At 60.8% G+C, this 13312-nt stretch carries 14 protein-coding genes; 10 read left to right on the top strand and 4 right to left on the bottom strand.

What is annotated here, in order from left to right; all coding sequences use genetic code 11:
* Window positions 1–34: 34 nt before the first annotated feature.
* Together CD351_RS12410 and CD351_RS12405 are read left to right on the top strand one after the other, a co-directional pair.
* Window positions 35–535, top strand: coding sequence for a cytochrome c (locus CD351_RS12410; protein ID WP_162627715.1), 501 nt, complete (start codon window positions 35–37; stop codon window positions 533–535).
* A gap of 23 nt (window positions 536–558) precedes the next feature.
* Window positions 559–1230 (top strand): cytochrome b/b6 domain-containing protein, encoded by a 672-nt coding sequence (locus tag CD351_RS12405; RefSeq protein WP_111992923.1) that lies wholly within the window; start codon window positions 559–561, stop codon window positions 1228–1230.
* A gap of 11 nt (window positions 1231–1241) precedes the next feature.
* On the opposite strand, the gene CD351_RS12400 is transcribed toward CD351_RS12405, so the two are convergent.
* Window positions 1242–1631, bottom strand: a complete 390-nt coding sequence (locus CD351_RS12400) for a DUF1489 family protein (protein WP_111992922.1) — start codon at window positions 1629–1631, stop codon at window positions 1242–1244.
* Window positions 1632–1699: 68 nt separating this feature from the next.
* On the opposite strand from CD351_RS12400, the gene CD351_RS12395 reads away from it, so the two are divergent.
* Window positions 1700–2641 (top strand): cyclase family protein, encoded by a 942-nt coding sequence (locus CD351_RS12395; protein WP_111992921.1) that lies wholly within the window; start codon window positions 1700–1702, stop codon window positions 2639–2641.
* Between the two features lie 6 nt (window positions 2642–2647).
* Here CD351_RS12395 and mgtE read toward each other — a convergent pair whose 3' ends face one another.
* Window positions 2648–4096, bottom strand: a complete 1449-nt coding sequence (gene mgtE / locus CD351_RS12390) for a magnesium transporter (protein WP_111992920.1) — start codon at window positions 4094–4096, stop codon at window positions 2648–2650.
* 121 nt (window positions 4097–4217) lie between these two features.
* On the opposite strand from mgtE, the gene CD351_RS12385 reads away from it, so the two are divergent.
* The 7 genes from CD351_RS12385 (at window position 4218) to CD351_RS12355 (ending at window position 11764) form a co-directional block, all read left to right on the top strand.
* Window positions 4218–4679, top strand: a complete 462-nt coding sequence (locus CD351_RS12385) for a peptidylprolyl isomerase (protein WP_111992919.1) — start codon at window positions 4218–4220, stop codon at window positions 4677–4679.
* A gap of 498 nt (window positions 4680–5177) precedes the next feature.
* Entirely contained in the window at window positions 5178–6518 is a 1341-nt protein-coding gene (gene miaB, locus CD351_RS12380; RefSeq protein ID WP_111992918.1) for a tRNA (N6-isopentenyl adenosine(37)-C2)-methylthiotransferase MiaB, read from the top strand.
* A 156-nt stretch (window positions 6519–6674) separates the two neighbouring features.
* On the top strand, window positions 6675–7736 hold the full coding sequence (locus CD351_RS12375) for a PhoH family protein (protein ID WP_111993746.1): 1062 nt from the start codon (window positions 6675–6677) through the stop codon (window positions 7734–7736).
* A gap of 294 nt (window positions 7737–8030) precedes the next feature.
* Window positions 8031–8957, top strand: a complete 927-nt coding sequence (locus tag CD351_RS12370; protein ID WP_111992917.1) for a DUF4375 domain-containing protein — start codon at window positions 8031–8033, stop codon at window positions 8955–8957.
* Window positions 8958–9337: 380 nt separating this feature from the next.
* Window positions 9338–9823 (top strand): rRNA maturation RNase YbeY, encoded by a 486-nt coding sequence (gene ybeY / locus CD351_RS12365; protein WP_111992916.1) that lies wholly within the window; start codon window positions 9338–9340, stop codon window positions 9821–9823.
* A gap of 25 nt (window positions 9824–9848) precedes the next feature.
* Window positions 9849–10784, top strand: coding sequence for a hemolysin family protein (locus CD351_RS12360; RefSeq protein ID WP_111992915.1), 936 nt, complete (start codon window positions 9849–9851; stop codon window positions 10782–10784).
* 95 nt (window positions 10785–10879) lie between these two features.
* The gene (locus tag CD351_RS12355) at window positions 10880–11764 is read left to right on the top strand and encodes a LysR substrate-binding domain-containing protein (protein WP_111992914.1); all 885 of its coding nucleotides are present in this window, start codon (window positions 10880–10882) and stop codon (window positions 11762–11764) included.
* 6 nt (window positions 11765–11770) lie between these two features.
* Here CD351_RS12355 and CD351_RS12350 read toward each other — a convergent pair whose 3' ends face one another.
* Window positions 11771–12694 carry a 1-acyl-sn-glycerol-3-phosphate acyltransferase gene (locus CD351_RS12350; RefSeq protein WP_111992913.1) on the bottom strand — a complete coding sequence of 308 codons (924 nt, stop codon included), beginning with the start codon at window positions 12692–12694 and terminating at the stop codon, window positions 11771–11773.
* Between the two features lie 9 nt (window positions 12695–12703).
* Window positions 12704–13126, bottom strand: a complete 423-nt coding sequence (locus CD351_RS12345; protein ID WP_007164683.1) for a Fur family transcriptional regulator — start codon at window positions 13124–13126, stop codon at window positions 12704–12706.
* Window positions 13127–13312: the final 186 nt, after the last annotated feature.

The following is a 13312-nucleotide window of genomic DNA, read 5'->3' as shown; positions in this document are numbered from 1 at the left end:
GCGCCTGCCATTCTCACATCAAGGACGTGACTCTATGACCCGCATTTCTACCCTCCGACTGATCGCGGCGACCCCGCTTGCCGCGCTGCTCGCCGCATGCGGCGGCGAGACCACCGACGCTGAAGCGCCCGAGCCTGCTGGCGATGCACCTGCCGAGATTGCCGAGCGTCAGGACAATTTCGAAGCTATCGGCGACAGCTTCAAGGCGATCCGCGAACAGCTCGAAACCGATGCGCCCGATTTCGCGGTGATCGAACCGGCTGCCGCTGACATCAACACCCGGCTTCAACGTCTGCCTGATCTGTTCCCCGAAGGCACGAGCATGGAAGCAGGCTACGACACCGAAGCGCTTGCCGTGATCTGGGAAGATCCCGATGGTTTTTCCGAGGCGATCCAAACTGCTATCGCCAAGAGCGAGGAAATGATGGCTGCTGCTGCAACCGGCGATCCCGAAGCGGTTGGCGCGCAGGTCGGCAATCTCGGCTCGAACGGTTGCAAGGCCTGCCACGACAAGTTCCGCAAGGACGACGATTGATCCACCGATAGGGCGCACAGCGCATGGCCGAACCCACTCAGCCCGTTCGCATCTGGGACTTGCCGGTGAGGCTGACCCACTGGTCGCTGGCCGTGCTGGTCCCGGCGATGTGGCTGACAGCCGAAAATTCCGAATGGGGCTGGCATATTAGGCTGGGCCATGTGCTGCTCGCGGTACTGCTGTTCCGCATCATCTGGGGCTTTGTCGGCACCGACACGGCGCGGTTTCGAAACTTCCTCAAAGGTCCCGGCAAGATCATCAACTATCTGCGCGGCGGCTATGACGAAAAGGCGAACAAGGGTCATAGCCCGCTCGCCGCTCTCGCAGTGCTCGGCTTGATCGGCTTTACGCTGGCGCAGGTCACGATGGGGCTGTTCGCGGGCGATCCGTATGACGGAGCAACGGGGCCGCTGAACCCTCTCGTGGGCGTGGGGACTGCCGACACGATCACCGAAACGCATGAATGGTTCTGGTGGGTGGTGGCCGGAATGATCGGCCTGCACATCACCGCGATCGGCGTTTACGGAGCGGTGCGGGCCGAAAACCTCATAGGCGCGATGATTGGCGGCAAGGGCGAGAAGAAGCTGATGGTGAAGGACAATTCGCCTACGCGATGGGGCCGCGCATCAGGCGCATTCGCCGTGGCGGCAGGCATTGCGCTGTGGATCTACCTCGGCGCGCCTCCGCTGACGTAAACGGCCCTGACCTAGACCAGCCCCAGCTTTTCCAGTTTCGCCGCCAGCTTTCCGGGCAGCGCGTCGCCGATATCCTCCCCCGGAGCAAGGTCGCGCGGAGGCTTGATCTTGAGATAGCGCCAGCCTTGGTGGGCGCGCTTGGGCACCGGATCGACGCGGACGAGTTCCGACTTCAATTCGATCAGCCAGCGCCCGCTATCAGTCTGCGAAAAGCCCAGGATTTCCGAACGCGCGACGATGCTGTGCTGGTGAATCCAGTAAAGCGATCCGCCGATGCACTGTTCCCACTTGGTCGGGCGATACTTGGTCGTCAGATGCGGGCTGCGGCGACCGGCGTACCAGCTTTCGATGTCGGTATAGCTCTGCGCGCCAAACGCGATCTTGGTCAGGTGGAGAGGCATGTGTATTCATATGGCGGGTCAGGCGCGGTTTTTGAACCGTCTCAAGGTGGAAAACAGGGGGAATTTCGATGGCGAACGGTGCGAAAACTGCACTCTTGGCGGGCGCGCTGGCGGCGCTGACCGCGTGTTCGGGAGCAGCTGGCGACCAGACGAGCGAGGCGGACCTTACTCCCGGCGAACCGCATCCCGATTATGGCATGGCGAGCACCATCACCGAGGCGATGACAGCGAACGCCGCAGGACTTGTGACAGAAGGCAAGGTCTACCCGCTCGGCGTGGTCACCGGGCCAGACAGCGTGCCTTACCCCGGGCGCAGCTTTTCCATTGAAACCTTCGCTGCTGGCGAAGCGATGGGCGCAAACCGTGTGACCGGCCATGACGATCGCCTTGTCACGCATGTCGGGATCGGCAGCCAGATCGACGGGCTCGGCCATATCGGGCGCGACGGGGTCCATTATGGCGGCGTTCGGGCTGAGGAATTCCTCACACCCAATGGCTTGACCAAGTTCGGCACCGACCAGATCCCGCCCATCGCGACGCGCGGCGTGCTGATCGACATGGCGAAACATTTCGGCACCGAAAGGCTGGAGCCGATGGCGAGTTTCGGCCGCGAGGAAATCGCCGCCGCAGCCGAGGCGCAAGGGATTGAGATCAGGGCGGGCGATGTCGTGCTGTTGCACTCTGGTTGGCTGTCGATGGCAGAGGAAGACCCCGAGGTCTTTATCGCTCAGCAACCCGGCATCAACGAGGATGGCGCGGAATACCTCGCCAGCTTGGGGGTTGTGGCTGTCGGTGCGGACAGCGCGGCGCTGGAAACGATGAGTTTCGAGGACGGCAATGTTTTCCCGGTCCACGCCGCGCTGCTGGTCGATCACGGCATTTACATTCTCGAGACGATGAACACCGGACCGCTCGCGGCGGATGAGACTTACGAATTCTTCTTCGTGCTCGGTCAGCCGCGTTTCGCCGGTTCGGTGCAGGCGGTTATCAATCCGCTTGCGATCAAGTAGGGCGCGCTAGAGCGGCGCAAGACCCGCCGCGACCGCAAGGCCGAGGAAGGCGAAAAAGCCCATCGAATCGGTGATCATCGTCACGAACACGCTGGATGCAACCGCCGGGTCCTGACCCATGCGTTCGAACGCTACGGGCACCAGCACGCCAGCAAGCCCCGAGATCGCGATATTGATCACCATGGCAAGGGCGATGACGACACCCATAGGCCAGCCGAACAGAATGCCAGCTGCGATCCCGATCAGCACCGCAACCGTGAAGCCGTTGAGGATCGCCACGCGAAGTTCGCGGCCCACGATCTTCCAAGTATTCGCGCGGGTCAGCTGGTTGGTCGCAATCGCGCGCACCGCCACAGCCATGGTCTGTGTTCCTGCATTGCCGCCAATGCTGGCGACAATCGGCATGAGCACGGCCAGCGCTACGAGCTTCTCAATCGCCGCACCGAAAAACGCGATGATTGCGGAGGCTACCACGGCAGTCCCGAGGTTCGCGACAAGCCAGCGAACGCGGCTTGAATAGGCCTCGCGGATCGGCTCGTTGATGTCGCCATCGCCTGCACCCGACAAAAGCAGAGCGTCCTCGCCCGCTTCCTCTGAAATGATGTGGACGATGTCGTCGACCGTCATCTGTCCGACCAGCCGCCCGCTTTCATCGACCACGGCGGCCGAGATCAGCGCGTATTTCTGGAACATCAGCGCGACCTCTTCCTGATCCATATCGACAGGGATCAGGGTCTGGTCGCGCTTCATCACGTCGGTCAGCTTGACGTTTCGCGGCGTCGTCAAAATCCAGTTGAGCGCGCAGGTGCCCACCGGATGGAAGGCTGCATCGACAATGAAGACCTCGAAGAAATCGTGATTGAGATCGCCTTCTTCGCGCAGATAGTCGATGAGGTCGCCGACGGTCAGGTGCTCGGGAACCGCCATCACGGTGCGGTTCATCAGACGTCCGGCGGTTTCCTCCGGATAGGCGAGCGCGGAATTGACCGCGGCCTGCGTTTCCGGCTCCAGCTCGGCGATGATCGCCTTCTGGTCCTTCTCGTCGAGGTCTTCGAGCAGCTGGACCGCGTCGTCGGTCTCCAGCTGTTCGGTAATGGCGGCGACATCTTCGGGGGCGAGCGCCTCCATCATCAGCTCGCGAACGTGATCGTTCAGCTCCGCGATCACTTCCGCGCTCATCAGGTCGGTGATCGAGGCGGCGAGTATCGCGCGATCGTCGCGGTCGAACAGTTCGAGCAAGTCGGCAATATCGGCGGGATGCAGCGGTTCGACGAGGTCATAAACCGCGCCCGTATCGCCTGCCTCCAGCGCTACTTCGACCTCGCGCACATATTCCGGTTTCAGCCGGTTTTCCTCATCGTGGCGCTCATCGTCGATCCGGTCGTCAGGGCGCACCTCTTCCTCTTCCGCCTCGGCGGGCAGCACTTCGTCATCAAGGGCTGCGGGATCGACCATGGGACGGGGTTTAGATGCGGCGCATCGAAAAGCAACCGCTTACCGGTGCGAACCCACACGGGTGACATGGCGGGCCAAAACCGGTAGGCGCACGGGCAAATCAATCAGGAGATTCTGACAAATGGCCGAAAAGCTTACTTTCACCCTCGACACCGGCGACGGCGAAGCAAAGGACGTCGTCATCAAGCTGCGCGCAGACCTTGCCCCCGGCCATGTTGAGCGCATCACCACGCTCGCTGGCGAAGGCTTCTATGACGGCGTGGTTTTCCACCGCGTGATCCCCGGCTTCATGGCGCAGGGCGGCGATCCGACCGGCACCGGCATGGGTGGCAGCGACAAGCCTGACCTGAAGGCCGAGTTCAACAGCGAACCGCACACGCGCGGCACCTGCTCGATGGCCCGCACCCAGGTTCCCGACAGCGCCAACTCGCAGTTCTTCATCTGCTTCGACGATGCCGAATTCCTTGACGGCCAGTACACCGTCTGGGGTCAGGTCGAAGAGGGCATGGAACACATCGACGCCCTGCCCAAAGGCGAGCCGCCCGCACAGCCGGGCAAGATCGTAAAGGCGACGGTTGGATAAAAATAGCCAAATTGGCCAAAAAACAGATAGCGCAGACGCTAATTCTGTGGCTTATTAAAGGTCGAAGAGGGAAGTGGTGCCCTAGCTCTGTTTGGACCGGAGCCAGGTTCCGTACAAAGGCCGCGCCAGCTTCCCTCTTCTGTCCTACGTTTGAATCCGCAGAACTGGCTTATTTGCGCCGATTTTCGAATCCAACGCAAGTAAACAGTTGCAATAAAATCGAAAAATATCTGTTGACTCGCTGCAACCCCGCAGACGCTCGTTCAACTATCTGAAAAATAACAATTTTTCCATATCCGCGGTGGGAGTCGTTGAGATTCTTTGCTTTTTGCTGGCTCAGCGCAATGGTTGTTTGTCAAATGTCTATTCTCACGCTGTGGATAACTCCCATGGGAGTTCATCGAATCCCGGAATTTAAGGATTCTATATGTGGAAAACTTGTGGGCTAGTTAGCTGAATTGAATTGTTCGACAGAAAGAATATAGACGTTCTGCCATCATGAAACCGCAAACCCCTCCCCAGAACGGGCCAAAGACCTACCGGGTCAAGTCCTTCGGCTGTCAGATGAACGTCTATGATGGCGAGCGTATGGGCGAGCTTCTGGCCGAGAAGGGCCTGAGCCTCGCGCCTGAGGGTGAGGATGCCGATCTGGTCGTCCTCAACACCTGTCATATCCGCGAGAAGGCGGCGGAGAAGATCTATTCCGACATTGGCCGCCTGACCAAAGGCAAGACGCAGGAAAAGGCGCCGGTGATCGCGGTTGCTGGCTGCGTCGCTCAGGCCGAGGGCGAGGAGATCATGACGCGCGCTCCGGCGGTGAGCATGGTGGTCGGTCCGCAGGCCTATCACCGCCTGCCCGATATGCTTGACAAGGCGGTTGCGGGTGAGCGCGCGACCGACACCGACATGCCCGCGATCGCGAAATTCGATAGCCTGCCGGGGCGCAGGCGGCGTTCGCCCACCGCGTTCCTGACGGTGCAGGAAGGGTGCGACAAGTTCTGCACCTATTGCGTCGTGCCCTACACGCGCGGGGCAGAAATATCTCGTCCCTACAGTGACTTGATCGACGAAGCTCGCAAATTGATCGAAGCGGGCGCGCGTGAAATCACGCTGCTTGGACAGAACGTCAATGCGTGGAGCGGTGAGGATGAGAAGGGTCGCAAAGCGGGGCTTGGCCAGCTGATCCATGCGCTTGCCGATCTCGATGGGCTTGAGCGTATTCGCTACACAACCAGTCATCCCAACGACATGGATGACGCGTTGATCGAGGCGCATGGCACCTGCGATAAGCTGATGCCGTACCTCCACTTGCCCGTGCAATCGGGCAATGACCGTGTGCTGAAAGCCATGAACCGTTCGCACACCGCCGAAAGCTATCTCAAGCTGCTTGAACGCTTCCGCGAAGTGCGCCCCGATATTGCGCTGTCCGGCGATTTCATCGTCGGCTTCCCCGGCGAGACCGAGGCGGAATTCGAAGACACGCTCAAGCTCGTCGACGAAGTGCGCTATTCGCAGGCCTTCAGCTTCAAATACTCGCCGCGCCCCGGCACGCCCGCTGCGACCATGGAGGGTCAGATCGCCAAGGAGGTGATGGACGAGCGCCTCCAGCGCCTTCAGGCCCGGCTCAACCGCGACCAGCTTGCCTTTAACGAGGGACTTGTCGGCAAGACCTGCACGGTACTCGTCGAGCGCAAGGGCAAGCATCCCGGCCAATGGCTCGGCAAATCGCCGTGGCTTACCAGCGTATGGTTTGAAGGCGAGGCCGAGATTGGCGACATGGTCGAAGTCGATCTTGTCGAAGCCGGTCCCAACTCGCTCGAAGGGCTCGTGCGCGCCTGATCCAGCGCTGCCTGTCGCCGGTATGTCACCTGTGTGACGCCATGTCGGGGGCGTGACTTTCCCCAGCCTTGGATGCGGGCTGCGCTTGCTTTGCCTCGCAACGCGCTTACCTTTCCGACTCGGAAACACACGCACAGGAGAGCAGTGCAGCAAGACATGGGCCGCAGACCAACTCGCAAGCCGCCTGGCACCATCGATCCTTCGGTCGTACCCGAAGCCATCAATCCAAAGACGCGCAAGAATGCGCCTATCGGTCACGGTCAGGCGCGAGCGGAAGTCTCTTTCGAAAATCAGTCGCTGCTTGGGCCGCTTTTCGGCGAGTTCGATGCAAATCTGGTGCAGGTCGAAAATCGGCTGGGTGTGTACATCCACGCGCGCGGCGATCAGATCATGATCGAGGGGCCTGAAGACGCCGTTGCGCGCGCGCGTGAGACGCTGACCACGATGTATGACCGGCTGGCGCTGGGTCAGGACCTTGACAGCGGGGCGATTGAATCGCTGATCGCCATGTCGAACGAGCCGACGCTTGAAGGGATCATCAGCGGCGGACAAGAAGAAGCGCCGATCATGATCCGCACGCGGCGCAAGACCATCGTCCCGCGCTCTGCGACGCAGATCACCTATATGCGCAGCCTGGTGCGCGACGACATCATCTTCGCGCTTGGGCCTGCGGGGACCGGCAAGACCTATCTCGCGGTGGCGCAGGCGGTTGCGCAGCTTATGTCGGGCAGCGTCCAGCGCCTGATCCTTTCTCGCCCGGCGGTGGAGGCGGGTGAGAAGCTCGGCTTTCTGCCCGGCGACATGAAGGACAAGGTCGATCCCTATCTGCGCCCGCTCTACGATGCCCTGTATGACTGCATGCCGCCCGAACAGGTGGAGCGGCGCATTGCGTCGGGCGAGATCGAGATTGCACCGATTGCGTTCATGCGCGGGCGTACGCTTGCCGATGCATTCGTCATCCTCGACGAGGCGCAGAACACCACGCGCGAGCAGATGAAGATGTTCCTCACCCGCTTTGGCCAGAACAGCCGGATGGTAGTCTGCGGCGACCCGCGCCAGGTCGATATCCCCGGCGGCGACCGCATGAGCGGGCTTGCTGATGCGGTGGAGAAACTGGAAGGCGTCGACGGTTTCGGCACAATCCGCTTCACCGCCGCCGACGTCGTGCGCCATCCAATTGTGGGGCGCATCGTCGAGGCTTATGAAGGGCAGGGCTAGGGCGGCTGGATCGGAGCGTTGCCGGCCTGAAGCGGACAGGCTGATGACGACCCCAATGTCGGTCATAAACGCGAAGCACTTTGCCTCCCAAAAGCGGAAGCAGTTTAGGTTGCCCAGTCATGTCATAGACTGCGGTCAAACCGGATGATTTACTTGCATCAGCAAGAACGGCACCGAAGGGCAGTGCCGAAAAATCCACTTGAGGCAGATACCTCAATGCTCCTCGAAGGCACAGCTGCCGATCGTAGGCTGGTTGCATCCACCAATTATAAAGCGGGTCACGTCTAAAGCGCCATGATGAACGATCAGCTTCCAATCTTCCTGCCTACATCCGCGTCAACAGCGGACGAACACGCTCCGCTTGATTGGCTGGGGCGCTACTGCAGCAAGCTAGTCGAAAATGGCCCTTACGAGTGGAGCGATCTGCCTCCGGCTGCGCGCTGGTTCTGTGCGCTCGATACTTACGCAGGCGAAGTGACGAATGGTGGGCACATGCAGTATTTTCAAAATACGCGCCTGATGGCCGAAGAGATCGACGCTTGCAAAGCTGGCTTCGCGTGCCTTCCCGTCAACGCGTTCACCGACATCTTCGAGCAGGCTGCAATCGTGATGACGTCCCCGCCCGACTTACTAGAGCGATTTCTTGAGCATGACGTGACGGCGTGGAGCGCCGATGAGCTCGATCAGGTCGAGGCGAGCCTCAACGAACTCGACCAACGCTTTTTCCGAGATGCAGGCGGGTCGTCCGCATTGTTCAAGCTGGCAGGGCAAGCGCTCTTGGCCCGCGCGGAAGTTCGCCTTGTCGACGAGCAGGCGGAGCAAATCAAACAAGCCTTGAGACGGCATCCCGACTTCAAGGAGAGTGAACCGAGAGGGTCAAAAGGTGGCGCCACACTTTTCCCACCAAGGCCGCTCACTGAACAACAGCAAGTTATCCTCTCCTTGGCAGCCCGTGTATGCAAGGCACTGCGGCGCAGCATGGCCGGATTACCAATCCGCCGGAATGCGAAGATTAGGATCGACGGGCAATGGTACGACGCGTTGGAGCTGAATACCGACAGAGGGCTGTTGCTTCTGGTTCAGATAGCGAGCCAACTGGCGATCTACGACGCGAGCGATACCAAGGAATTCAGGGCACTGGGCACTTTTCCACTGAGGCAAAGGCTCGATTTCGAGCAGATGCGCGCATCAGAGCTCGAAGGCCGTCAAGCGGGGCGATGAAGATAGCGAGGCTTTTGATCGTCCGCGGATATTGAAGCAAAGAGTGCAGCCGGAATTGTTAGAGGCTCAACTCAAATACTTCCTCAAACGTCGGCGGCTAAGCTCGGAAGCTGATATTCGCATTATGGCAAACCTGCGTCTTTCCTGACTGTCCAAAACTCTGATACCGGACATTCCGGTTCCCACCCAGCACCCGACATTCACATTCCGCGCTTTCCTACGATCTTCCTTTCCCGTTAAAGGACGGCTTGTGACCCAGCGTACCTCTCCCATAATTCGCGCCAATTCTAGCCATGCGCGGGCAGCGGCGGTTTTTGCCGCTGGACCGTGTAACATGCGGTCCACTTCTCGGCTAAGGCACTCAAATTGCGAGGTTTCGCTTGGAGCTTGAAATCGACCTCGAAGACTGGCCAGAGGGCGAGTGGGAAGCGCTCGCTCAGCGGGCCGCAGACGCGGCGGCGCGGGCAGAACCAGCGCTTGCCAATGATCGCCTTTCGGTCAGCATCCTGTTCACCAGCGACAGCGAAGTGCACGCGCTGAACCGCGAATGGCGCGGGCGCGACAAGCCTACCAATGTGCTCAGCTTCCCGATGATGGAGCGAGCTGAACTCGAAGGTCTTGGCGAAGACGGCCCCCCTGCGATGCTGGGCGATATCGCGCTCGCTCACGAGACTTGCGCGCGTGAGGCGGGTGAGAAAGACATCCCGCTCGATCATCACGGCGCACACCTGATAGTGCACGGATTGCTCCATCTTGCAGGCCACGATCACGTCCATTGCGACGAGCAAGCGCAGGTCATGGAAGATCTGGAGCGGTCAGCCCTTGCAATAATGGGGATTGCTGACCCATATAACGATGCAGACTGACACCAGGAGTAATCAGCAAAGGGCCATGCCCGATTCCAGTAGTCCCACCGCGGGAGACGCGGAGAGTACGAGCGGGCTTTGGCCCCTCCTCAAGAAAATGGTCGGCGGCGGCGACGGCGATCGCTCGCTTCGCGCGCAGCTCGAAGAGAAGATCGACGAGCACGAGGGCGAAAACGACGACACCGCGCATGACGAGAACGGGAACGGCAACGGCGATCTCTCGCCGGTTGAGCGGCAGATGCTGCGCAACCTGCTCCACTTCTCCGAGCACGATGCCGACGATGTCGCCGTACCCCGCGGCGAGATCGTTGCCGTCGAAGCCTCGATCGGTTGGGACGATCTGGTCGCCCAATTCTCGCAACACGGCCATTCGCGCATGCCGGTCTACCGCGAGACATTGGATGACGTGATCGGCATGATCCACATCAAGGACGTCTTCGCTTTCCTCGCCAAGGGCAAGACACCCCCGCGCGACTGGACGGTGCTGATGCGTCAGCCGCTCTATGTGCCGCAGGCTCGCGGCGCGCTGGACGTGCTGGCCGACATGCGCGCGCGCCGGGTGCACTTGGCAATCGTACTCGACGAGTTCAGCGGGACCGATGGCCTCATCACGATCGAAGACCTCGTCGAAGAGATCGTGGGCGAGATCGAGGACGAGCACGACGAGACGCCCGAAGCGTTGATCGTGCCGATTGGCGAAGGCATGTGGGATTGCGATGCGCGGGCCGAGCTTGAGGACGTGGGCGAACAGGTCGACCCGCGTCTGGCCGAGGTATCCGAAGCGGTCGACACGTTGGGCGGGCTTGCGTTCGTCCTCGCCGAGCAGGTGCCTCCGGTGGGCACGATGCTCGACCATTCGAGCGGCTGGAGGATCGAGGTGACGGCGGGCGATGAAACCCACGTCAAACGCCTGCGCCTCCACGCACCACAGCCAGAAGGTGAGATGCAGGAGGTGCAATAATCGCACTCGGCGGGCGATATTCGCACGTAGGCTTCGATTTTGTGCATCCATTGCGGCGCAGCAGCGTATCTAGTGGCAAACAGGAGCCACCCATTATGCCATCACGCCGCCTACCTCCTCTGCGAGCTCTCGAAGCCTTCATGCGCACCGTGCGTCTGGGATCGGCGCGCGCGGCGGCGGAAGAGATCGGCCTGAGCCCCTCTGCACTCTCGCGGCGCATTTCAAACCTTGAAGAATTCGTCGGCAAGAAGCTTTTCACCAGAGCCCGCCAGTCGATGCAGCTGACCGATGAGGGGCAGGCCTTTTACGAAGCGGTCAACCCGCATCTGGAATCGCTGACCCGCGCGGTTGAGAGCCAGTCGGACAACATATCGTTGCTGCGCCTGCGCCTGGGCGTGCTGCCAATGTTCGGAAGCCAACGGCTGTTCCCGCGACTGGGCGAACTTCGCAAACGTCACCCGCTGCTTCACATCGACATCGACACCGCGCCGCACCTCGAAGACCGGGTAGGCGACACGCTGGATGCAGCGATCATCCTGTCGCGCGGCCCTGCGAGCGGGCTTCACGCGGTAAGGCTCGACCACAACCTCGTCCACGCGATCTGTTCGAAGGAGTTGGCGGGCGCGATGGGCGACAACGTGACGCAGTCGAACATGGAGAAGCAGACCTTCCTCATCCACAACGAGCTGCCCGAAAGCTTCGTCGCGTGGCGAAAGGCAAACGATCTCGAAGACGTCGAGCCTGCTGCGATCGACCATTACGATTCAGGGGCGCTGATGCTTGAGGCGGCGGCTCAGGGACTGGGGATCGCGATCATGCATGACGACCACCTGCGGCGCGCAGCCGACAACCGGCTGACCAATCTGGGCGGCCCGGATGTGCAGAGCCCGTACAGCTACTGGTTCGTGTGCAAGCCGACCGCGCTTGAGATGCGGCCCGTCCGCCTGTTCCACGATTGGTTGGTGAGGGCTGGCCTCTAACCTAATTCATGCCGCAGTCTCGTCGGGAACCGGGTCATCCTTGACCGCTGAATAGCGCACAGGCGGGACGTCGTGCGCGAAATCACGCAGCGGCTTTCCCAGCGCCTCAAGCAGAGCTTCCTCAATCCGGCGACGCGCCTCGACGCTGATCGCCTTGCGACCCACGAAGTCGGCCGGGCTGAACGGCTCGAGGAATACGATCCGCATGTCGAAAGTGCCCTTGCGAGCGAGAACGCGCTTGGCATTGTTGAGCCCGCCTTCCTCGCCGATCCAACCGATCCATTCCGCGACAGGGCCGTAATCGAGCAGGACCGGCTGTACCAGCACGCCGGGCGGCGGCGGTTCGAGGACCGAGAGCATGCTTGTCTTGAACGGCAGCAGCGATTGCCCGTCGGTCGTGGTGCCTTCGGGGAAGACGGTCACCGACCAGTTATCCGCAAGCGCTTCCTTTAATGCATTGATCTGCGCGGCAACGCCCATGCGATGTTCGCGCTTCACATAGACGGTGCGGTTCATGTTCGCGAGCCAACCGACGAGTGGCGCCTTGGCGAGCTCGGCCTTGGCGACAAATGCGGTGCCGCAAGCGCCCGAAAGGCTCAGGATGTCAATCCAGGAAATATGGTTGGCGATGTAGAAGACGTCGCGCTTGAGGTGGGTGCCCTGGATCTTGACCTTCGCGCCTGAGATACGCGCGGCGAAGCGAAGGAACCACATCGGAAAAGGAGAACCGTATGCGACCGTCCGAAAAAGATAATGCAGCGGCACCATCACCAAGATGAGCGCGAAGAGCATAAGCGATCGCATCACGATACGCAGCCAGCCCATGAACGAAATGGGAGTCGTCTCGCCGCGCGCAGCCGCAACTCTCAGCGCCCACGCCTTGTCCTCGGTCGGGGCGTCCGTGCCGGTGAAGGCAGCGTCCTTTGTCATGGCGCTGGATCAGTCTTCGCGAGAGAGCCGGACGCCGTAAAGCTCCATCCGGTGATCGACGAGACGATAGCCAAGCTTCTCGGCAATCTGGCGCTGAAGAGCCTCGACTTCGGGGTCGACGAATTCGACAACCGCGCCGGTTTCGACATCGATAAGGTGATCGTGATGCGCTTCGGGAACGGGCTCATAGCGCGAGCGGCCATCGCCGAAATCGTGGCGGTCGAGAATGCCGGCTTCTTCGAACAGACGCACCGTGCGATATACCGTCGCGATCGAAATCTTGCTGTCGATCGCCGATGCGCGCTGGTGAAGCAATTCGACGTCGGGATGATCGTCACTGTCCGACAGCACCTTGGCTATCACGCGGCGCTGTTCGGTGATGCGCAGGCCCTTCTCGGCGCACAATTGTTCAAGATCGATTTTCTGGCTCAAGCGGGTGTTCCTTGGCGCGGCGTCGGGCGGGGCCGACAAGTCATCTCATCCAGCCTTACCGGGCGAGGGCAGATTGCTCAAGTTGGCAGAAAAGCAAAGTCCCCCGCTTGATCGGTCAAACGGGGGACAGGTACTTACGGAAAGGCGTGGCGCGATTGCGACCCGGAAGCACGCGCTGCCTTCTGG

The organism is Erythrobacter sp. KY5, assembly GCF_003264115.1.
In the GTDB taxonomy this organism is placed as follows: Bacteria; Pseudomonadota; Alphaproteobacteria; order Sphingomonadales; family Sphingomonadaceae; genus Erythrobacter.
This window is presented reverse-complemented; position numbering and strand designations above follow the sequence as displayed.